Raw genomic sequence first — 22,773 nt, 5'->3', positions numbered from 1 at the left:
GAGGATGGGTGACAATGCTGTATGTTTTAGTCGGCTTCGCCGGTGTACTCGGTGCCTCGGCACGGTACGGTCTTAGTCTAACAATCGGTCAACTGGCGACAGGGACGTTTCCCGTCGCAACGGTCTGTATTAATCTTCTCGGCTGTTTCGTTTTAGGGTATGCAACACATTTTTTATTCCGTACAAATTTACTTCATCAATATGCGATGACGGCGCTCGGAACAGGCTTCATCGGCTCGTTCACGACATTCTCGACGTTTAGCGTCGAAGCGGTCACGTTACTGCGGACCGGTCTATATGGCTTCGCCGCACTTTATGTCCTTCTTAGTCTATTCGGCGGATTATTTTGTTCGTACCTCGGTTACGCGCTCGGGACGCGCCGGCTCCGGCAGTTCGCGGCAAGGAGGGACAACACATGACACTGCTCGCACTCGGAATCGGTGCTTTTTTCGGTGCCATCAGTCGTTTTGCACTCAGCCAATGGGCGAAGACGTTTTGGACACGCGACTTCCCGCTCGCGACATTCATCGGTAATGTCAGCGGTTCTTTTTTACTCGGTCTCGTCATCGGTCTTCATCTCGATTCGACGTGGACGTTGTTTCTCGGGACGGGATTTCTCGGTTCGTTTACGACCTTTTCGACCTTTAAGCTCGAGACGCTCCAACTGCTCCAACATGAAAATAGACGGACACTCGCTCTTTACCTCGGGACAAGTTATGTCCTTGGCATCAGTGCAGCTTTTCTTGGTATCGTCTGTGCACTCGCAACAAACTAAAAAGCAGGTCTGCCTCGTCCGCTGAGCGGAGAAGGACAGACCTGCTTTATTTTTTTCATTTAATCATTCAACCAGAAAAGGCCGACTGTTTCTGCTCCGGCATGTGTTCCAATCGCTGGACCGAACGTCCCTTCAAGAATCGTCAATTCCGGAAACTTCGCTGCGACACTGCTCCGCAGATCGGCTGCCATGTCTGGCGCAAGCGTCGTCGCGACATAAATCCGGTTCTTATAGAATGTCTTCTGACGCATCGCATTTTCGATTTGTTTAATCATTTCGATATATGCTTTTTTAAGTGAACGTGCCTTTTTGAACGGAACGATTTTCCCCGCTTCGTCCGTCGTGATGATTGGCTTGATGTTGAGTAAGTTCGCGAGGAATAAATCTCCTGACGAAACCCGCCCACCGCGGCGCATCGTCTCCATGTTCCCGACGATCATATAAAAATGCGTCCGTTTCGATAAGTTCGTCAAAGCTGCTGTAATCTCTTCGACAGTCTTTCCTTGTGCTTCAAGATCCATCCCGTAACGAATGAACTCTTGTTGGTTTTCAAACGCAGTATGCGAATCGATGATATGGACTGGGAAACTTGCCGCTTCTGCAGCTGATGCAGAACTTTGGACCGTACTTGATAATCCATTCGTACAGTGCACAGCAATCGCACAATCATATCCTTCTTCTTTTAGGCGTTCATACGTACCGACGAACTCGCCGAAGATTGGTTGTGATGTCTTTGCGACCAACTTCTTGTCCGCATCAAGTGCGCGGAACAAACGCTCGACAGTGATCGTGTCTTCGTTGTAGGCAGTATCCCCGAGCAAGATTTGAATCGGTACGACATTGACGCCGATTGCGTCTGCCTCTTCCTTTTTGAAATAGGCCATACTATCGGTCACCCATGCTATTTTAGTCATTTTCTTATGCCTCCGTTAGATTCTTCTCGCTTTATCCTACCACATACGAACTTAATATTCGCGAGAAACATCACTGTATTCGGCTAAATTGGAAGGTCGTCCGCTTTTGATACCGATCGCCCGCGCGTAAGACGACGGATGGGAAATCAGGTTGATTGATGGCGTCCGGCAGTCCTTGTGTCTCAAAACAGATGCCAAGGTAAGGCGTCGCGCGACGACCGGCAATCGTAAAGTCTCCCCCTAAATGGTTGCCCGTATAGACAACGACACCCGGTTGTTCTGTCACGACACGTAACGTCCGACCACTGACCGGTTCTTCGAGGACGATTTCGCCCCCCTCTTTCAGAAGGAAGGGATGATCGACTCCGCTTCCGACCTGACGGAGCGCTTCGTCAGGAGCATGCGTCACTTCGTATAACGGCCGCGCTGTCCGAAAATCAAAAACGGTTTCATGAACGGATAAAATTTCACCCGTCGGTAACGCGTCTTGATCGAGCGGGACATAGAATGGCGCATCCATCCGCAATCGGTGTTGCTCCACTGTCGTCTTCGCGTCTCCTGTTAAATTGAAATACGTATGGTTCGTCGGACTAAACGGTGTTGAAGCCGTCGTCGTCGCATCATACGTCAACGTCAATGCATCCTCATCCGTCCACTCGACCGTCAATCGCACATCGAGCTGTCCCGGATATCCATTCTCTCCATCCGGACTGACAAGTGACAAGTGAAGCAAATCGCCTTCAATCTCATGATCAAAAAAGCGATTCGACCAGTTGACACTCCCTCCATGTAAATGATGATCTCCTTCGTTTTGTTCGAGTAGGTAGTTCATCCCTTCGAGCGCGAAAGCCCCATTGGCGATTCGTCCCCCGACACGACCAATCGTCGCACCTAAATGATGGGGATCATCTAAATATTGGTCGAGCTCGTCAAATGCGAGAACGACATTCTCAATCTTCCCCTGCTTATCAGGTACACGAATCGCCGTGATTTTACCGCCGAGGTTCAACAGGTCGACACTGTGTCCCAATCGATTCATCAATGTAAAAGCGATGATCGGTCGTTCGCCGGATCGTCCGACTTCTTTTTTTGTAATCATCCGCTTCTTCCTCCTATATCTTATCGTTGCCTGCTTTCATTTTTACCCACCTTCTCCTAAAAAAAAACAACAGTACCCGCAAAAACGTCCCCTTTCTAAAAAACCGGACTCGACACCTGTCGAATCCGATTTTCACTTCAAGACGATTCCTGCTGATGCAGTCATATTGAGTTCTGAGTCAACCTTCCTCAACTACTGGTAGCGGCAAGGTTAGCACGACACGCGTTCCTTGGTTGAGACGAGAGTGAATCGTACACGTCGCGGCTTTTCCATACTTGATATCGAGCGTCCGTCGTAGTAAAAACAACGTGCTCGTCTCCGTCAAAGCATCTTCTTCGAGCCGTCGTTTCACATCTGGTCCGATTCCGACGCCGTTATCGCTGACTTCTAAGACAAGATCGTTCTCCTGACGAAAAGCACGCACGTTAATTTGTGAACGACGACCGACTTTCGAAAACGCATGCCGTAACGCATTGTCGACTAACTTCGTTAACAGGAATGGCATGATGAGCGTCTCCTCAATCGCCGTCTCGACATCTAAATCAATCGTGATATCCGCATGGGTCAACTGATTTTGACGTCGCCTTGTCCCTTCGAGAGCGAGATAGGCTTTTAAGGTTGTGATTTCGTCACGAAGTGGATGATCTTCGACCCAGCGTGCTGCCGTCAATAGTTGGAGCAAAGAGCCTAGCTGTTGTTTGACCGGCGTCCCCGGATCAGCCGTCTGATGGATTTCGTCCACGATTCCCCGTAAATAATTCGGATGGAGGAACGGTTTCATTTTAGGGAGCGAGCGTTTTTCGAGTTGCTCTTCTCGATACGTCACGAGCTCACGCGCAAACAGCTGAACGAGTTGTTCCGTCGTCTGTTCAATCGTGTCATCAAACAAATGACTCGGAAAATAACATACGATACCGGCCTTGTCTCCATCCATCTGTAAGGGATGAAACGATAGAATTTGGTTTGTCGTCCGGTCTTCGACTTGTAACGGAACCGCTTCTTCAATCCAACGTTGTACATTCGGTTGAAATCTGCCGCCGTACACAGGTGTTTCCCCCGCTTCAATATCGACGAGCACTTTTGCAGGTCCAAGTAAGACGACACGGTCAATTTTAGTTTCTTCCAAAATGGTCGTGCCAATCTGACAGGCGACGTCTGCTGTCATGCCTTCTTTTCGAAGTGGACGGATGACAGCCAACAATCGAGAGGAACGGGCACTTTCGCGAACAAACAATTCCTTTTCGAATCGGAGTTGCGTCCGTAAGATGACGATGAAGACGATAATCCCGATCGTGTTTGCAAACAGCATCGGGAAGACCGCCTGACTCGCAATCACGATGAGTTCCGACGGATCATCCGCGAGCAAGATGGCCAATCCTAAATCAAGGATAACCATACTCATGACGAGAGCGATCGGTTGTAATAATGTATATTTATCTTTCAAGCGCCAGCGACGACTGTAGAGACCACTGAGAGTACCGGCAACGACGGCGATGAACCATCCTGTCTCTGCTCCCATCGAACCGAGCAAAAAACGATGAAACCCAACAAGGAGACCCGTCAGTCCACCGATGAAGGGACCACCGAGCAGTCCACTCGTGACGATAATCGTTAGACGCGTATCAATCAATAATTGATCATCGGTCACTGCAAGTCCAAGCAACGGATCAATCGTTTGATTCGAGGAGACGGCAACTCCGGCATAGTTCATCAAAATACCCGAGACGACGAATATGCTGAGCAAGGCGAGTCGACGCGAGCGACTCGTCGATGTTTTAAAGACGTGCCGTGACGTTCGCCACTGCGACAATAAAAATGCAAGCAACGCCAGCATACCAAGCCGGCTGAGTAAAAACGGGATTAAGTCTAACACAAGGTTCCTCCCTCTAGTGAACGACACGATGAATTCTCTTTTTAGTAGTATTCAAGCCGACACGACGATTTCCCTACTTCCCGATCCGTTATTCACACACTGATATGATTTCTGAAAAATTGATTCCCGCAGCAACAAAAAAATCCCTTTGATGATTTCAAGAGGATTTTAGACTGTAGACAAACTCTTATGAAACGCAAAAATGTAATATCGAGAAGTAATCAGTTCGCGTTTCCCTGTCTCGCCTCGTCTTCAAAGCGGCAATCTTCCGCGCCGCTACAGCAAAGCTGCAGGGTCGCGACCGATTGCTTTTCGCGGTTCTAAAGCGATTCGAGACGGCTTGCGCTCTAAACCATCTGCATGCCCGGCTTTCCGTCACGATGTTACCTAAAAAGCGTCACGTTTCGTTGACTCCTACGGGAAAAAGTGCGTTTTTAACGCACTTTCAGAGGCAGGCAAGACCCTGCTCGTCGGCCGTGAGGACCAAGGAGCAACGGCTTGCGCCTCGCCCGAGGAAAGCAACGAAAAAAGACACTTTTATCTTCCGATATCACGTTGTCTACACGCTAAAATCCCCTTGATTGGCTCAAGAGGATTTTGCATGTTGTTCTTATTCTGCTTTTTCGAGCGGGTGCAACCACAGTTTGATTTGATTGATTTGATAGTTCTCCATTTCCATCACTTCGACAGAGAACGTCTCTGTATCGATATGTTCGCCTGGCTGCAGATCGATGTTGTGCATCTGAATCCAGCCACCGATCGTATCGACATCTTCATCGTTCGTAAACCGCAGACCGAAACGTTCTTCCAAATCTTCTAGTAAGACCGTTCCTGCGACGAGATATTCGTTGTTCGGCAACTCTTGAATTTCTTCGACTTCATCCGTATCAAATTCGTCACGGATTTCACCGACGATTTCTTCAAGTAAATCTTCCATCGAGACGATTCCCGCCGTACCGCCATATTCGTCTACGACGAGGACGATATGTGAACGGGTTTCTTTCATTTTTCGTAACGTATCCTGAAGCGACGTCGATTCTGAGACGACCGGTAAATCCTTCAAGTAATGTGTGACCGGATATTCATGTCCGTTCGCGAAATCTGTCAAGACTTCTTTGACGTTGATATAGCCAAGAATACGGTCTTTATCATTTTCTTCCGTTACCGGGTAACGGGTAAACGGATTGTCCATGAAAATTTCCATCAGCTCCGCTTTTGAGAGACGCTCTGAGATCGTCGCCATCCGCATCCGCGGGACCATCAAATCTTTGACGACGTGCTCGTCAAAAGCAAAAACATTTTGCATCAAGGCAAGTTCCGTTTGGTTGATTTCACCACTTTGGAAGCTCTGTGCCATGATGATTTTCAACTCATCTTCTGAGTGGGCTTGTTCGTGTCCAGCAGGTTTCACACCGAAAAGTCCAAGGAACAGACGTGCCGATCCATTGAGTAACCAAATGAACGGGTACATGATTTTTCCGAAAATGAACAAGGGACGTGCGAAAATCAAAGTCATTTTTTCCGCATACTGGATGGCAAGCGTTTTTGGCGCAAGCTCCCCGATGACGACGTGTAAAAATGTCACGGAAATGAAGGCGATTCCGAACGATAAGAGTGTCGAGACGGCAGCCGAGACGCCGAATTCGTCAAAGACAGGATGGAGAATCTTTTCGACGGTCGGCTCTCCGAGCGCCCCGAGTCCAAGTGCTGTCACCGTGATCCCAAGCTGACAGGCAGACAAGTAATAATCGAGATCACCGGCGATTTTTTTAGCAAGAATCGCACTCTTATTGCCTTCTTGAATCATTTGGTCGAGACGCGACATCCGAACCTTAACGACCGCAAACTCTGACCCGACGAAAAACGCTGTTAACACAATCAACAACACCACTAAAAATAAATTGATGAAAAGTATAGTATCCAAAATCCCCTAAAAAGGGGTCACCTCCAGTTATTAGTTTTACAGCTGGGCGATCAACGATGCAATCAAGGTGAGGCGACGCGATAACTCAAGACGAATCTCTTGTTTTTCGAACTCTGTCGATTCGAGCAGACGTCGCTCTAACCCTTTGACCGTATCTTGAAGCTGCTGTACTTCTTGATAAATGACATCTCCCGTTTTTTCTTCCCGTTCCGTAAATGAAGCAAGAATCTCTTGTAAGGAAAGCCGCTGTGTCTTTAAATATTCAATCTTTTGGACTTGATGGACGACATCTTCCGGATACAACCGGTAACCTGCCGCCGTTCGTTCTGACGTTAAGAGACCGAGCGACGTGTAATAGTCAATCGTCCGTTTTGATAAGCCGGTGGTCTCCGCGACCTGACCGATTTTAAGTAGCGCCTTCCCAAAGATTCTCACCCCCTTTCACAGCAATTTGTATTTTTATCATAGCATGTCAAAACCGTACAGTACAACGTTGTGCTTGCTTTGAAACATGTATTCACAAAAAAAGACCACTCGCCGGTCTTCCGTGACGAAGACGCGCAAGTGGTCATTACTCATACCGTAGCGATTGATTCTTTCATCGGTGTCCCGACGATTGAACGTTCGAGCAATTCGACGACGTCGTATGTTGCGACGGATTCATCGACTTCTTTTGCTTTCGTTCCATCGCTGAGCATCGTCAGACAGTATGGACAAGCAGAACCGATGACAGATGGTTGCACCGTCAACAGCTGTTCCGTCCGAGCGACGTTGACACGGGCTCCGACTTTTTCTTCTTGCCACATCATCCCGCCGCCTGCACCACAGCACATCCCTTTTTCCCGGTTCCGCTCCGTCTCGACGAGCGTGATTCCTGGAATTTTTTCAAGAATGTAACGGGGAGCGTCGTAGATGTCGTTGTACCGTCCGAGGTAACACGAGTCATGATAGACGACACGTTCTTTGACTTCATGCATCGGCGTGATCCGTTTGTCGTCAATCAAGCGCGCCAGTAACTCCGTATGGTGATAGACTTCGACGTCCGGACTGAGTCCGAAGTCCGGATATTCGTTTTTGAACGTGTTGTAGGCGTGCGGATCAATTGTGACGATTTTTTTGACACCATATTTTTCGAACGATTTGATGTTCGCTTCCGCAAGTTCCTGGAACAAGACTTCGTTTCCGATCCGGCGTGGTGTGTCACCCGAGTTCTTCTCATCATTTCCGAGAATCGCGAACGAGATGTCCGCTTCGTTCAGAATGCGGGCGAATGCCATCGCGATTTTTTGACTGCGGCTGTCATACGAGCCCATCGCACCGACCCAGAAGAGGTACTCGAATTCTTCGCCGGCCTTTTTCTTTTCTTTCGCCGTTGGAACAACGAGTTCTTTGCGCGTTTTGCGCCAGTTTTCGCGTTCTTTCCGGTTCATGCCCCATGGATTCCCTTGACGTTCGATGTTCGCCATCGTCCGTTGCATCTCCGGATCCATTTTCCCTTCCATCATGACGAGATGGCGACGTAAGTCGATGATCTTGTCGACATGTTCATTCATGACCGGGCATTGATCTTCACAGTTACGGCATGTCGTACACGCCCAGATTTCTTCTTCCGTGATGACATTGCCAATCAACGAATCGGGTACGATGTCCATTTGACCGGCTGCAGCAAGGGACGCAATCTGATTCCCTTGTGATCCGTCAAAGGCAAAGGCAGGTGCCCACGGTGATTTTTGTGTGATCGCTGCCGTCTTCATGTTGAGGTGATCCCGCAGCTTGACGATTAAGTCCATCGGCGACAGCATCTTCCCTGTTCCGCTCGCCGGGCACATATTCGTACAGCGTCCGCATTCGACGCAGGCATACAGATCGACCAATTGTTTTTGGTTGAAGTCTTCAATTTTATTGACCCCGAAACTAAATTCGGCATCGTCATCTTCCGCTTCTTCCATGACAGACAAGTCGATCGGTGCAAGGCGGCCGACTTTTGACGTCCGACCGAGCCAGACATTGGCCGTACCGGCGATTAAGTGGGCATGTTTGCCTTGCGGGATGTAGACCATGAAGCTGAGTAAGAACAGTAAATGGGCCCACCAGAAGAAGACGAACAGTCCGAATGCGACTTGTTCCGGTACCCAGCTGAACAAGAAGGCGATGGCAGACGCAACGGGTTCACCGAGTGTCGAATGATTTTCATAGACGAGGAAAAATCCGTTGCCGAATAAGACTGCGACCATCAATCCACCGATAAAGATTAAGGCGAGTCCTGCCATGAAGTTTCGTTTTAAGCGCACCAGTTTCTCGACATAGCGACGGTAGAATCCCCAAACGACCGCAACCAAGATGACGAGCATGACGATTTCCTGGAAGAACGTAAAGATTGGATAAAGTGGACCGAGTGGAATGTGTGGAAAACGTTGTCCGACTGCGAGTCCCTTCCAGATGAAATCAATCGCTCCGAACTGGACGAGTAAGAAGCCGTAGAACATCATGACGTGAATCGTCCCACTCTTTTTATCCTTAAGTAATTTCTTTTGTCCAAAGACGTTCACGAGTACCGAATTGAACCGTTCTTTATTCGTTATATCCCATTCCGCCTTTTTCCCCCGACGAATCGCTTCGTAACGGCTCTTGACGAGCGTCACGAATAGATAACCTGCATACCCGACGATGAGCAGGAAGGCAATCCAGTTAATCAGTAAAAATGTCCCCATGAAACAAGCCCCTTTCCCCCTAAAGCAGTTGTATTGAGATGAGTATAGCATATAATGAATGACTATTCATTCATTATTTTGATATTTTTGGTTACGTTTACATTGACTTTTCTATTAAAATTTCACTTCAAATAGGGGGGATTTTGCAACATCCGAGTGGTTTAGTAAAAGAAGTAAAAGCCGGTTTCTCATGGACGACGTTCTTTTTTGGGTTTTTCCCGGAGTTTTTCCGCGGTGATTTTAACTAAATTTAGCGAGAATTCTCCCACCTCTAAGCGTCTTGGGGCGAAGCCCAGAGTGTGGGAGATGAATCGCCCGTCTTGGCAAGACTTCAATCGTTTGATACAATCAGTATAACTAATCAAAAGGACTGATATATCAATGAAAATGGACACAAATAAACATTCAGTCTTTCTTCTGAATTATCATCTTGTCCTCGTCGTGAAATACAGATGCAAAGTGATCGATGACGCCATCTCGGAGTTCGCGAGACAGACGTTCGAACGAATCGGCGCGTCGTATCATATCACGCTGAACGAGTGGAATCATGACGGCGATCATATCCATGTGCTGTTCAAAGCACACCCGAACACGGAGATGTCAAAGTTTCTGAACGCCTACAAGAGCGCAAGCAGCCGACTGATCAAACGAGACTTTCCGCACGTCAAGAAACGATTATGGAAAGACATGTTTTGGTCTCGAAGTTACTGTCTGGTGACGACCGGTGGTGCGACAAGCGACGTCATCAGACATTATATCGAAAAACAAGGAAAGGAGTGATTGCTTTGCTGAAGGCGTACAAGTTTCGACTCTATCCGACGAAACCCCAACAAGAATATTTCGTGAAGACGTTCGGTTGTGTCCGTTTCGTCTACAATAAGATGCTCGAAGAACGTATCCGATTGTTTGAAGATTCGAAGCTCAATCCTGACACGAAGCAGAAGCTCCCAACCCCAGCGAAGTACAAGTCCGAATTCCCTTTCCTCAAAGAAGTCGACAGTCTTTCTCTTGCGAACGCTCAGATGGACTTAAACAAGGCGTATACCAACTTTTTTCGAGATCGGTCTGTCGGGTTTCCGAAATTCAAATCGAAGCACAATGACCGGGCCTCTTACACGACAAACAATCTGAAGGGGAGCATCCGCATCGAAGATCGTAAGGTGAAACTTCCTAAAATCGGTTTTGTGAAGTTGAAACAACATCGTCCGTTTGATGGTGTGATCAAGTCCGCGACGGTCTCGATGACGAAGACCCGGAAATTCTTCATCTCCATCCTTGTCAATCAAGCCGAAGAGCAATGGGTTCTAGCCAAGAATAAAGTAGGAATCGACCTTGGTTTGGAGCACTTCGCCATCATGACAAACGATGAGCGTGTTTCTGAGAAAGTTGACAATCTTCGTTTTCTTCGAAAGTCCGAAGAGAAGATAAAGAAGGCGCAACGCGCCTTGTCCTGCAAGAAAATCGGGAGTCAGAACCGAGAGAAGGCGAGGATGATCCTCGCGAAGAAGCATGAAAAGATTGCAAATCAACGTAAAGATTTTCTTCATAAGCTGTCGAAACGGATCGTTGACGAAAACCAAGTCATCGTCGTTGAGACACTAAAGTCGAAGAACATGATGAAGAACCATAAAATCGCCAAATCGATTGCAGATGTCAGTTGGTATGAGTTCGTCCGACAGTTAGAATACAAATGCAAATTCTATGGACGAACACTTATCAAAGCGGATCAATGGTACGCCTCTACTCAAATCTGTTCTTCTTGTGGAGTAAAAGGCGAGAAGAAAACGATCGATGTACGCGAATGGACGTGTACTTGCGGCGCTCATCATGACAGAGATATTAATGCGAGTATCAACTTGTTGATGTTGGCAGACTGAAAACCCTTCAGGGTGAGAACCACCCGATGAGCTTGGTAAATAACCGTAGCTAGTAAAAGTACGATCTTCCCAAGAAGCTCCCACTTCAATTTGCGAAGCAAATAAGTGGTGAGTAGTTCACATGGGGCTTGATTCAACTTGTTCTCGGTTTCATCGCAGCATTTGCGACAGCCGGCATCCTGAGTATCGTAATCAATATCGCGTTTGCTTTCCTATACAACAAGCTTTACATCAACGATTTAATCGAAAAAGGCTATCGCCCGATTGATCAGTCGTTCCAACAATCGTTATGCCAACGCGGCATCCACGCTAAACTCTTATCCGAAACAGAACGGACAGAAGCTGTATTTTGATCTTTCTTTTTAACACATGACGGTTTGTCAAATTAAGTGCAACACTTCTTCCGTGAAGACCTCGTATGCAGTTTTCCAGTTGAGACATTTTCGCGGTCTCCCATTGATCCAGGCGAGCGCTTGAGCGAGTTCAGAACGACTGAGTAAGATGAACATAGCTCATAACGAATCCTCCGTTGAATTTTGTGTGGTAACTCTATTCTACACGAGGCCGTTATGGGTTTTTTTTGTGTTTTCAGCTAGGTGTTGCACTTAATATTACAATTCGTCACATACAAAAAACCGACAGCTTCTCACTTTCCAAGGAAGGTCAGAATCCGTCGGTTTTTTTGTATAAAGTTAATTATTCGCCCGTTGGCAACAAAACGATTTTCCCAAGCTTCCCCGCTTCCTTGAAATACGTCTGCGCTGCCCCCGCTTCCTCGAGCGGGAACGTCCGGTCGATGACCGGTTCGAGTTTCCCGGCGGCAATCGCTTCAAGCATCCGTCCGTATTCTGCGCGCGTTCCGAGAACAGAACCATACAGCGTCAAGTGCTTCAAGTAAACCGTCCGGAAGTCGAGCTGTGTCTGCTGACCCCCGGCTGAACCGGAGATACAGAACTTCCCGCCATTTTTTAAGACGGCGAGTGAGGTCGCGAATAACGCGTCTCCGACGACATCGAGGACGGCATCAATGGGTCCACCGTTCGCCGCTACAATATCATCTGCCAGCTGCTCTGATTTATACGAGAGGACATGTGTCGCCCCAAACTGTTTTAACTGGTCGCTTAGTGCAAGATCTCCGACAAGGGCGATGACGTTTGCCTGAAAGACACGTGCGGCAATTTGAACGTTCAGTGAACCGACACCACCATTCGCCCCGGTCACGAGTACCGTTTGTCCCGGTTCCAGTTGGAGCTGCTCGACCATGTGCCACGCCGTCAAACCACTGACGGAGAAGACGGCACTTTTCGTGTAGTCGTCAAGCGGCATATCGTAACAGAGTTCAGCCGGCCAGACGACGTAATCCGCGTAACCCCCGTCGTATTCCGAGCCGATAAACGACATATCCTGCGCGATATGCTCCGTTCCGTCCGGTCCGCTTGAGGTAAAGGGAAACAGGACGACGTCCCGCCCGATTTGTGTTTCTTCTACTCCCGTCCCGACTTTCACGATCCGTCCGCTAATATCAGAACCCGGGACGCGTGGAAACTGAACGCCTTCCGGTTTCCAACCCGATTTTGCGTCCGTCCCGTAGGCCCCTTCACGCATCCAAATTTCTGTATTGTTGATCGCACACGCTTTGACTTGTACGAGTACTTCTCCTGGACCTGCTTCCGGAATCGGACGCTCGACGACGGCGAGCTGGTCCACGTCCCCGTATCCTCTGACTTCGACTGCTTTCATGATCATCTCTCCCTTTCAAACTCACTCTGATTTATCGTTTGACGCATCCTCTTCATCGACATGCTTCAAGAACAGCCGTTCACCAAAGAAGACGACGGCGATGACGATCAGTGACACGACGACGACGAGCCAATCACTTGAGGCTTTGACGTAGACGAAGGCACCAAGGACAATCGCGTCAAGGATGATTGCACTGATGACGATGAATGGATTAACGCTCAACTCTTTCCGAAGATGTTTCAGCACACCGACATGAATGATGATATCCATGACGAGATATAAAATCGCGCCCATCGAGGCGATGCGTGTCAAGTCGAACAGCACCGTTAAGACCATCGCAATGACGATCGTATAAACTAACGTATGCTTTTGCACCGACCCCGGCATCCCGAAGTGTCGGTGCGGAATCAACGTCATGTCCGTCAACATCGCGAGCATCCGTGAGACAGCAAAGACACTGGCAATGATTCCGGAAATCGTCGCGAGGAGCGCGATTGACACCGTGAACCAGACACCGGCGTCACCAAGTGCCGGACGTGCCGCTTCCGCCAGAACATAATCCTTCGCATCGATAATTTCTTGGAGCGATAGACTGCTTGACACCGAGAAGGCGAGCAAGAGGTAAACGACCAGACTGATTAAAATCGACACGATGATTGCGATGCCGACGTTGCGTTTCGGATTGACGATTTCAGACCCGCTGTTCGTAATCGTCGTAAACCCTTTAAACGATAAAATCGTTAAGGCGACTGCCGCAATATAGCCGGTGATTGTGACATCGGGTGCACTCCCCGTCGTCTCCGGGACGAATGAAAAGCCACCGATGGATAACGCAATAATCGCAAAGACGACGAGTGCCGCGACCTTCAAGACCGAGGCGACAAGTAAAAAGGATTGAATGAAGGCATTCCCTGCGATATTGACTAAAAAGGCGAAGACCAACAAACCGACACCAAGTAAGGGAACGAGATAGTCGGCTTGATCCCCCGGGAATAATTGCAGTAAGTATGTCCCGAACGTCCGGGCGACCAAGCTTTGATTGATGACCATCGACAAGGCCATCAGTAAGGCGGCACCTGCTGTAATCGTTCCTTTCCCGTACGCTTTGACGAGGAACATTCCGATTCCGCCGGCAGACGGAAAGGCATTGCTCAGTTTGATGTAGGAATAGGCACTGAATGCCGTCACGATTCCACCGATGATGAAGATGAACGGAAACCATGTCCCGGACAGTTCTGCGACTTGCCCAAGCAAGGCAAAGATTCCGGCACTAATCATGACGCCTGTTCCGAGTCCGATGGCTCCTGTTAACTTGATACTGTCTTTCTTGTATTCTGCCATTTTCCCCACTCCTCTCTATTGCAATCATTACCCTGAAAATTCTTAGGTTTAAACAGCGATCGAGAAATAGCGTGTCTGCAAACAATTTTTTGAACACAAATAGAGAGGGGGGCATCAAAACCCACCTCTCTATTTCGTCATCACCTTTAGCGTGGTAAAAAGCAATTCTGTCTAACCCGCCGTCATTCGAGACCTAACGCTTGCGGCAACTTGACTGCTTTTGTATACGCCGTCTGGTAATCTTTTTTCGCGACAGCTTGTTCGACTTGACGGAGCGCCGGGTGGTTTTCTTCTGCGAACGCACCGAGAATTGCGAGGTAGCGCTCGTAGACCGTTTCGTCCTCTTTTCGGGCGTGAAGTAACGCCGTATACAACATGACTGTATCTTCTCCGTACAGAACCGGCAATTCTTCATTGATTAACAACAATGAATCGATTGCGTCCGTCTCGACTTTCGGATTGTATTCCGTCATGACTTGTTCTGCGAGTGTCTCGAGCTGATCGCGCCACGCATTGTATTTATCCTCATCATTTTCCAACCACTCGAACCATTCCTCGTCGAGCATCTGTTCCATCTCTTTTACCGTTTGTTCAAACGCCATCTGTCTCACTCCGTTTCCATGTTAGTTCAATCGTATACGTTCCGACCGCCTGATGATTCATCATCAAGTCGTAGGTGAAGCGCATCTGTTGGTCGCGCATTTCAATCGTGTGGGTCTCCGTCTGCATCAACATCTGACCAAACTGACTTTCATATCCACTCTTTGTTTGTTGTCCTAAAATGAACACGTGGTGCATCGAGACAGGACCTTTACGGTTCAATGCAACTTGGTCATGCGACCATTTGATCGTCGTATCAATCGGTTGCTCGTCTTCTTGTACGAATTTTACCGCAAAACCGTCCTTCGTCTCGAATAGCATACCTTCTGCTTCGAGATCGACGGATTCACGCATCGCGTCATCTTGAATCGTCGTCACTTGCCGCAGCAGGACGGGATAACGTTTTGGTTTCACTTTTTATCACCTCATTGTCTAGCGTACACGATTTTTTCCTCATGCGCACGGTCGCAAACTGACAATCTACACAAAATAGCCTGACTCAAAAAGGATTCACTCTTTTCCAAATGTATCTTAGATATGTCTCAGAGCGTCAGGACCGAGATGAGGAGACATAGAAAATGCCAATGAACCCGTATCATAAACGGGATCATTGGCATTCGCTGCGTACAGGTCGGAACGTTCATCCCCGTTCCTTAACGTACCCGGTACAGACGTGCTTCGAATGGACGAAGCGCCAGTTCTGTTCCTTCGTGATAAGCCGTCACGTAGTTACCGAGAACGAGATTATCCGAATGGAGGATGATGTCCGTGTCGATGTCCGCTGCTTCACCTTTTAAGTTCGTGACGATTAAGAATTGTTCGTCACCGAGTGTCCGGGTGTAGGCGTAGACTTTTTCGTCGTCCGGTAAAATCAAATCATATTCTCCATAAATCAATGTTTCTTCTGCTTTACGAATTTGAATCATCCGTTTGTAGAAGTTAAGAATCGAATCTTCATCTGCTTGTTGCGACGCGACATTGATGTCAGCGTAGTTTGGATTGACACCGAACCATGGTGACTGCGTAGAGAAACCGCCGTTTTGCTCATTCGTCCACTGCATCGGTGTCCGTGAGTTGTCACGCGATGAGTTCCAGATGACTTCCATGATTTCTTCATGTGTCTTCCCGGAGCCCAGTTGCATGTCGTACATGTTTTTCGTCGCGACGTCATCATAATCCGTAATGTCCGGGAATTGAACGTTCGTCATCCCGATTTCCTGCCCTTGGTAGATGAATGGTGTGCCTTGCATGAAGAAGTACATCATCGCAAGCGACTTCGCACTTTCCTTCCAGTACTGCTCTTCATCTCCCCAAAGTGAAACGGAACGGACCTTATCGTGATTTTCAAGATAGAGTGCATTCCAGCCCGTTTCTTCAAGACCTTTTTGCCACTTCGTCAAAACTTGTTTCAGTTTGACGACGTCGACACCTTTTTCTGCATCTGACCGCCATAAGTCCATATGCTCGAACTGAAAGACCATGTTCATTTTTCCGTTCTCTTCGCCGACCCAAAGATCTGCTTCTTCCGGTGTAACACCATTCGCTTCACCGACTGTCATGATGTCGTACTTCGAAAACGTTTCGTCTTTGAGTTCTTCCAAGTACTCATGAATCCCATCGACGTTCATATGCATCTCAAACGACGGCACGTGTGGCATCCCGAGTGGATTCGGTAAGTCGGCAAATGATTGGTCTTTATTGATGTGGCTGATGGCATCGATTCGGAAACCATCAATTCCTTTATCGAGCCACCAGTTAATCATCGTATAGATCGCTTGACGCATGTCTTTGTTTTGCCAATTCAAATCCGGTTGGCGACGCGAAAAGACGTGTAAGAAATATTGTTCTGTCTTTTCATCATATTCCCACGCGGATCCGCCGAAGATGCTTTCCCAGTTATTCGGCTCCCCACCATTGACGGCATCTTTCCAGATGTACCAGTCGCGTTTCTCATTCTCTTTTGAAGAACGCGATTCGAGGAACCAAGGATGCTCATCTGATGTGTGGTTGACGACAAGATCGAGTAAAACTTTAATATCACGTTTGTGCGCTTCTTCCATTAAGAGATTGAAGTCTGCCATCGTCCCGAACTCATCCATGATATCTTCGTAATCACTAATGTCATAACCATTGTCGTCATTTGGCGATTTAAACATCGGACAAATCCAAAGAACGTCGACACCTAAATCTTTCAAATAATCAAGTTTTGCGATGATACCCGGAATATCGCCGATTCCATCGTTGTTTGCGTCATAAAAGCTTCGTGGGTAGATTTGGTAAGCGACAGCTTCTTTCCACCAAGCTCGTGTTAAGGTTTTTTGGGCCGTTTCTGGGCGCGGTATCATTTGTGTCATCGTATATAGATCCTCTCATCGGTCTGTCTTAGTCCATTGATTTTTTTCATCATAATTGCTCATTTGTTATAAGGGTGATCGATTCATTTCTTTTAGCGCAATCGATTGCGCAAATACTCTACCTTCATCTTATCAAATACACATGCAATGTCAACGTTCCCGGTCTGTTTCCGGCACTTCAAAGTGATGACGTTTGTTAACAATATTTCAGTCATGCATACATTACAGTTACTGAATTATCCTACACTCTTTATCGGTCGATTTCTAGCCTTTTGCATGAAGTTCTGTCGAAAGATGAATCTTTTTTTCCTCGTTCGGGTATATTCTTAACAATGCAAATAAAAAAGGGGGATTTTGTAAGATGGACGGACAATTTTTGATTGATGGAAAGTGGCTTGATCATAATCGTGAACGGACGGACGTCAAAAATCCCGCAACCGGGGAAGTCGTCGGGAGTGTCCCGAACGGAACGAAATCGGATGTCAATGACGCCGTCGAAGCGGCACGCGAGGCGTTTCCGGCTTGGTCGAAACGAAGTGTCTATGAACGGGCTGAACTGCTTGAGAAGCTTTACGAGAAGATGATTGAGAAAAAAGATGAACTCGCCCGCTTGATGACACTTGAAATGGGGAAACCGCTCGCAGAATCTGAAGGTGAGGTCCAGTATGCGGCAAACTTCGTCAAGTGGTTCGCTGAAGAAGGAAAACGTGCTTATGGACGCATCATTCCCTCGCACGATACGAACAAACGGCTTCATGTCATCACACAACCGGTCGGTGTCGTCGCTGCCATCACACCCTGGAATTTCCCGGCTGCGATGATTACACGGAAAATGGCACCGGCACTCGTTGCAGGCTGTACGTTTATCCTGAAGCCACCTACTGCGACACCACTGACTGCCCTTCGCCTGCTTGAACTTTGTCAGGAAGTCGGGATACCGGATGGCGTCGTCAATGCCGTCACAGGAAGCGGTAAAGAGCTTGGGGAATCGCTCGCAACGCATCCGCATATCGACAAAATCACATTTACAGGCTCAACAGAAGTGGGTCGGACATTGATGGCCCAAGGTGCTGAGACGATCAAAGCGATGTCACTCGAACTCGGCGGACACGCTCCGATTCTTGTTTTTGACGACTGTGACCTTGATCTCGCCGTCGCGGAAACGATCAAGTCGAAATTCCGTAATGGTGGACAAACGTGCGTCTGCGGGAACCGGATCTACGTCTCCGATTCAATCTATGATACGTTCGTCGAAAAACTGGGCGAAGCGACAGCGAAGCTCAAAACCGGGAACGGACTCGACGAAACAACGAACATCGGTCCGATGATCAATCAAGCCGGTTATGACAAAGTCAAAAAACACGTCGACAATGCGACGTCAGCCGGTGCCCGTATCGTCACAGGTGGGACTGGAACGACAGATGAAGAAAAAGATGTCTACTATTATGAAGCAACGGTCCTCGCCGATGTCACACCGCAAATGTTAATCATGAATGAAGAAACATTCGGTCCCGTTGCTCCCGTTCAACGTGTCAGCTCTGACGAAGAGGCCATCCGTTATGCAAACCAAACGCCGTTCGGTCTTGCATCTTACGTCTTTACGAATAACTATGCCCGCGCGATGCGGACGATTGAACAATTGAACTACGGCATCGTCGGTTGGAATGATGGTGTTCCCTCTGCCGCACAAGCACCATTCGGCGGTATGAAGCAGTCAGGAATCGGACGCGAAGGTGGATCGGAAGGTCTCGAAGCGTACCTTGAAACCAAATATGTTTCGATTGGAGGAATGGACGCATGAATGCGGCAGAACGGTTCGTCGCCTGCCTCGAAGCAGAAGGGGTCACGCACATCTTTGGCGTCCCGGGAGAAGAAAACATTACGTTACTCGACGCCATCAGTGAATCGGATATTACGTTCATCACGACACGCCATGAAACAAATGCTGCGTTTATGGCAGCGATGTTCGGTCGCTTAAGCGGTCGTGCCGGTGTTTGCTTATCGACGCTCGGACCAGGTGCGACGAACATGATGACGGGCATCGCAAGTGCAACGATGGACCACTCGCCTGTTGTCGCGATTACGGGACAAGGAGCGACATGGCGCCAGCACAAGGCATCCCATCAAATGTTCGATTTAGTCGAGATGTACCGACCGATCACGAAGTCGAGTACATCGGTCGTCTCAGGAGAAGTCATCCCGGAAATCGTGCGTCAAGCGTTCGCCCAGTCTTGTTGTGATAAGCCGGGTGCGACACATATTTCTTTTCCGGAAGATATCGCAAAGGCAGATGTCGATGCCAAGACACCACTTTTACGCGACAGTGAACCGGATACGTTACACCCGACATCCGTCAAAGACAGCGCGGTCTTAAAACAAATCGAACAAGCGGAGCGGCCCGTCGTGATTGCCGGCTTTGGAATCAACCGGAGCGAAGCGACCGCTGTGTTCCGGACGTTCGTTGAAAAGCTTGGAGCACCTGTTGTCGAGACGATGATGGGTAAAGGGGTCATCTCCTCGCAACATGCGCTCGCCGCCCATACAATCGGTTTACCGAATACCGACTACAATCAACGGATTCTCGACCAAAGCGATCTCATCATCGCCATCGGTTACGATATTACCGAGTTGCCGCCTTCGAAGTGGAATCCGGACCGGACACCTGTCATCCACATCGACACGAACCGGCATGAGATTGACCAGTATTATCCTGTCGTTGCGAACTTGGTTGGTCCGCTGTCTGATTCGTTACGTCTGTTAGCAGAAGCGATTCCGACGCGGGCCTGGGAAGGTTGGCAGGCGGACCGTGATAAGTTGCGACAAGAAATTCAAGCAACCTATTCGATGGCATTGCCCCTCCACCCTCAAAGTATCGTTCGTGCCCTCGAGACGGCGACGGGTGAAGACGGCATGTTGTTCTCAGACGTCGGGGCCCATAAAGTTTGGCTCGGTCGTCATTTCCAAACGACACGCCCTAATCAATTATTCATCTCGAACGGCTTTTCTTCGATGGGCTATGGTCTGTCGAGCGCGATTGCTGCAAAACTGCTGCACCCGGAGCGTCGGGTACTCTGTGCTTCTGGTGATGGTGCATTCTTAATGAATGGTCAAGACCTCGAGACAGCAGTTCGTTTGAAACTCCCCATCACTGTCGTCATTTGGCGTGATGGCACATACGGCTTGATTGAATGGAAACAACAGCAGGCTTATGGCCGGGCACCGTTTACAGAATTCGATAACCCTGATCTCGTCGAACTCGCGACGGCTTTCGGTGCACTCGGACTTCGTGTCGGAGAACACGGCAGTCTCTCGAACTGTCTCGAACAGGCTCAAAACAGTGACGGACCTGTTTTGATTGACTGTCCGGTCGATTACAGGGAAAATCTAAAGTTAAGCGAACGTCTACGGACGTATGGAGGATGATACTATGCCACAACTTAGAAAACTTCAATCGATTTCTGACTTTGATCAATTCGTTTCCGAACACGACTCGTTCGTGATTTGTAAACACAGTACGACCTGTCCAATCAGTGCCGCCGGTTTTTCTGAATACACGAAATTTGCTGACGCAACGTCAGTACCGACTGCCTACTTGCTCGTCCAAGAAGCACGGACGCTGTCGAATCACATCGCCGAACATTACAATGTTCGTCATGAATCACCACAAGTCATCTTCATCGAAAAAGGACGTGCGACTTGGTCCGCAGCTCATTATGACATTACAAATGATGCCCTAAACACGCATGTCGGCTGAGACCTTTCATCACTACTGACGGTTTACAAAAAACATCCTACTCTTTTTTAGAGTCGGGTGTTTTTTTACTTTCAACAAGCTTCAGAGCCATTCGTTCTTCATTAAAAATAAAATTACCTTTCTTAGTTATTAATGTTTGTATTTATCTTGAAATCAGATTAAGATATACAACAGATATAACGACCGTATAGAAATGTGTACCGTCAGTTCATTAAGGAGGAAAATCATGCAACACAAAAAAACTGCTTCTAATCGTCCCCCCTACGGTATCCTTTCCGTATTGATGATTGGAGCCTTCATCGCTTTTTTAAATAACACGTTACTTAACATCGCCCTTCCTTCGATCATGAAGGATCTCAACATCGAAACATCGACCGTCCAGTGGCTGTCGACTGGTTTCATGCTCGTCAACGGGATTTTAATTCCGACATCTGCTTTTCTGATTCAAAAATTTTCTGTTCGTCGTCTATTCATCCTCGCGATGACATTATTCTCACTCGGTACAATCCTTGCCGGGTTCGCAAGTGAATTCCCCGTCCTGTTGGCAGGACGAATGATTCAGGCTTCTGGTTCAGCAATCATGATGCCGCTCTTGATGAACGTCATGCTCGTCAGTTTCCCGATTGAAAAACGCGGGACGGCGATGGGCTTCTTCGGGCTCATTATGATGGGTGCACCCGCAATCGGACCGACTTTGTCAGGCTGGATCATCGAACACTATGATTGGCGGATGTTATTCCACTTCATCACACCAATCGCTTTAGTCGTTCTCGTTGCCGGAATCGTCTTACTCCGTGACGTCAAAGAACGGTCGGATGCTAAACTCGACTTCATGTCAGTTGTTTTATCCTCATTCGGTTTCGGTGGACTCCTATACGGGTTTAGTTCTGCCGGTTCTAAAGGGTGGGACAGCCCACACGTCACAATCGCGCTGACAATCGGTGTGATTGCGCTCGTTTCTTTCATCCTGCGTCAGTTACGGATGGAGCGTCCGATGTTGAACTTCAAAATTTATCAGTATCCGATGTTCGCTCTCTCATCTGCCATTTCAATCGTCGTCACGGTGGCGATGTTCTCCGGGATGCTGCTCTTACCGATCTACGTCCAAAATATCCGTGGCATTTCTCCACTCGATGCAGGGTTGATGTTACTACCGGGAGCCATCCTCATGGCAGTCATGTCACCGATCAACGGGAAGTTGTTCGATAAGATTGGCGGACGCCCACTCGCAATCACCGGTCTCTTCATCACTGTCGTCACGAGTTATTTCTTCAGTCAACTGAAGATGGACACGACGTATACACACTTAATCATCTTGTATTCACTCCGGATGTTCGGGATGTCGATGGTCATGATGCCCGTCTCGACAAACGGCTTAAACCAGTTACCGACGCGCTACTATCCGCACGGAACGGCAATGAACAATACGTTGCAGCAAGTATCCGGCGCCATCGGAACGGCATTACTCGTTACGATCATGTCGACGCATGCGAAGACACGTGGGACGGAACTTGCCGAAGAGGCCGCTAAAAACATGACAAGTCAACCGACAGCAGAGGCTGCTGCTGCGTTGAAACAACAAATCATGATGCAAGCGACACTGGACGGCATCAATTACGCCTTCCTCATTTCGACGTTCATTGCGGGTGTTGCGTTCATCCTTTCGTTCTTCATCAAACGAGCGACGCAAGCGGAAGATATCATCAGTGGTCGTTCGCGCAACGAACAAATCATCAAACCTCAAGTGTCTAATCAATAAGGTCCGACTGAATACGCCATCCCATTCGGGTGGCGTATTTTTTTAATCCTGC

General features: G+C 48.3%; 20 protein-coding genes and 1 pseudogene. 9 read left to right on the top strand and 12 right to left on the bottom strand.

Annotated features, from left to right (window positions below; all coding sequences use genetic code 11):
• Positions 1-14: 14 nt before the first annotated feature.
• Positions 15-419: a fluoride efflux transporter CrcB gene (gene crcB / locus A0126_RS01420; RefSeq protein ID WP_088836126.1), complete on the top strand. Its 405-nt coding sequence runs from the start codon at positions 15-17 to the stop codon at positions 417-419.
• Positions 416-775 (top strand): fluoride efflux transporter CrcB, encoded by a 360-nt coding sequence (crcB, locus tag A0126_RS01415; RefSeq protein WP_088836125.1) that lies wholly within the window; start codon positions 416-418, stop codon positions 773-775. The genes crcB (A0126_RS01420) and crcB (A0126_RS01415) overlap by 4 nt, the downstream gene beginning before the upstream one ends.
• A 59-nt stretch (positions 776-834) precedes the next feature.
• On the opposite strand, the gene A0126_RS01410 is transcribed toward crcB (A0126_RS01415), so the two are convergent.
• The 6 genes from A0126_RS01410 to A0126_RS01385 all read right to left on the bottom strand — a co-directional run bounded on the left by A0126_RS01410 (position 835) and on the right by A0126_RS01385 (position 9,296).
• Positions 835-1,689 carry a DegV family protein gene (locus tag A0126_RS01410; RefSeq protein ID WP_088836124.1) on the bottom strand — a complete coding sequence of 285 codons (855 nt, stop codon included), beginning with the start codon at positions 1,687-1,689 and terminating at the stop codon, positions 835-837.
• Between the two features lie 70 nt (positions 1,690-1,759).
• Positions 1,760-2,788 carry an aldose epimerase family protein gene (locus A0126_RS01405; RefSeq protein ID WP_088836123.1) on the bottom strand — a complete coding sequence of 343 codons (1,029 nt, stop codon included), beginning with the start codon at positions 2,786-2,788 and terminating at the stop codon, positions 1,760-1,762.
• A gap of 178 nt (positions 2,789-2,966) precedes the next feature.
• Positions 2,967-4,661, bottom strand: a complete 1,695-nt coding sequence (locus A0126_RS01400) for a LytS/YhcK type 5TM receptor domain-containing protein (RefSeq protein WP_088836122.1) — start codon at positions 4,659-4,661, stop codon at positions 2,967-2,969.
• A 610-nt stretch (positions 4,662-5,271) separates the two neighbouring features.
• On the bottom strand, positions 5,272-6,585 hold the full coding sequence (locus A0126_RS01395; RefSeq protein WP_088836121.1) for a hemolysin family protein: 1,314 nt from the start codon (positions 6,583-6,585) through the stop codon (positions 5,272-5,274).
• A gap of 36 nt (positions 6,586-6,621) precedes the next feature.
• Positions 6,622-7,020 carry a MerR family transcriptional regulator gene (locus A0126_RS01390; protein ID WP_088836120.1) on the bottom strand — a complete coding sequence of 133 codons (399 nt, stop codon included), beginning with the start codon at positions 7,018-7,020 and terminating at the stop codon, positions 6,622-6,624.
• Positions 7,021-7,160: 140 nt separating this feature from the next.
• Positions 7,161-9,296: a (Fe-S)-binding protein gene (locus A0126_RS01385; RefSeq protein ID WP_088836119.1), complete on the bottom strand. Its 2,136-nt coding sequence runs from the start codon at positions 9,294-9,296 to the stop codon at positions 7,161-7,163.
• Between the two features lie 381 nt (positions 9,297-9,677).
• On the opposite strand from A0126_RS01385, the gene tnpA reads away from it, so the two are divergent.
• From tnpA to A0126_RS01370, 3 genes are all read left to right on the top strand, one after another.
• Positions 9,678-10,076, top strand: a complete 399-nt coding sequence (tnpA, locus tag A0126_RS01380) for an IS200/IS605 family transposase (RefSeq protein WP_088836118.1) — start codon at positions 9,678-9,680, stop codon at positions 10,074-10,076.
• A gap of 5 nt (positions 10,077-10,081) precedes the next feature.
• On the top strand, positions 10,082-11,173 hold the full coding sequence (tnpB, locus tag A0126_RS01375) for an IS200/IS605 family element RNA-guided endonuclease TnpB (RefSeq protein WP_088836117.1): 1,092 nt from the start codon (positions 10,082-10,084) through the stop codon (positions 11,171-11,173).
• 128 nt (positions 11,174-11,301) lie between these two features.
• Complete coding sequence (locus A0126_RS01370) at positions 11,302-11,526, top strand: hypothetical protein (protein ID WP_088836116.1); 225 nt, start codon at positions 11,302-11,304, stop codon at positions 11,524-11,526.
• A 27-nt stretch (positions 11,527-11,553) separates the two neighbouring features.
• Here the strand turns inward: A0126_RS01370 and A0126_RS19455 are convergent.
• The 6 genes and pseudogenes from A0126_RS19455 to A0126_RS01345 form a co-directional block, all read right to left on the bottom strand.
• A pseudogene (locus A0126_RS19455) lies at positions 11,554-11,670 on the bottom strand (IS30 family transposase); the annotation flags it as partial.
• 199 nt (positions 11,671-11,869) lie between these two features.
• Complete coding sequence (locus A0126_RS01365; protein WP_088836115.1) at positions 11,870-12,913, bottom strand: zinc-binding dehydrogenase; 1,044 nt, start codon at positions 12,911-12,913, stop codon at positions 11,870-11,872.
• 21 nt (positions 12,914-12,934) lie between these two features.
• Positions 12,935-14,254: an APC family permease gene (locus A0126_RS01360; RefSeq protein ID WP_088836114.1), complete on the bottom strand. Its 1,320-nt coding sequence runs from the start codon at positions 14,252-14,254 to the stop codon at positions 12,935-12,937.
• Positions 14,255-14,436: 182 nt separating this feature from the next.
• Positions 14,437-14,856, bottom strand: coding sequence for a hypothetical protein (locus tag A0126_RS01355; RefSeq protein WP_088836113.1), 420 nt, complete (start codon positions 14,854-14,856; stop codon positions 14,437-14,439).
• Positions 14,846-15,268 carry a YwiB family protein gene (locus tag A0126_RS01350; RefSeq protein WP_239456799.1) on the bottom strand — a complete coding sequence of 141 codons (423 nt, stop codon included), beginning with the start codon at positions 15,266-15,268 and terminating at the stop codon, positions 14,846-14,848. Before A0126_RS01350 ends, A0126_RS01355 begins: the two co-directional genes overlap by 11 nt.
• Positions 15,269-15,507: 239 nt before the next feature.
• A complete protein-coding gene (locus tag A0126_RS01345) occupies positions 15,508-17,208 on the bottom strand; it encodes a glycoside hydrolase family 13 protein (RefSeq protein ID WP_088836112.1) in 1,701 nt (566 codons plus the stop codon).
• Positions 17,209-17,569: 361 nt separating this feature from the next.
• Here A0126_RS01345 and A0126_RS01340 point away from each other — a divergent pair, with 361 nt between their 5' ends.
• The 4 genes from A0126_RS01340 (at position 17,570) to A0126_RS01325 (ending at position 22,721) form a co-directional block, all read left to right on the top strand.
• Entirely contained in the window at positions 17,570-19,009 is a 1,440-nt protein-coding gene (locus A0126_RS01340; protein WP_088836111.1) for an NAD-dependent succinate-semialdehyde dehydrogenase, read from the top strand.
• Positions 19,006-20,631, top strand: coding sequence for an acetolactate synthase large subunit (locus tag A0126_RS01335; protein WP_088836110.1), 1,626 nt, complete (start codon positions 19,006-19,008; stop codon positions 20,629-20,631). Before A0126_RS01340 ends, A0126_RS01335 begins: the two co-directional genes overlap by 4 nt.
• Before the next feature lie 4 nt (positions 20,632-20,635).
• Entirely contained in the window at positions 20,636-20,962 is a 327-nt protein-coding gene (gene ytxJ / locus A0126_RS01330; RefSeq protein WP_029332401.1) for a bacillithiol system redox-active protein YtxJ, read from the top strand.
• 226 nt (positions 20,963-21,188) lie between these two features.
• A complete protein-coding gene (locus A0126_RS01325; protein WP_088836109.1) occupies positions 21,189-22,721 on the top strand; it encodes a DHA2 family efflux MFS transporter permease subunit in 1,533 nt (510 codons plus the stop codon).
• Positions 22,722-22,773: the final 52 nt, after the last annotated feature.

This window comes from Exiguobacterium sp. N4-1P (genome assembly GCF_002214325.1).
This window is presented reverse-complemented; position numbering and strand designations above follow the sequence as displayed.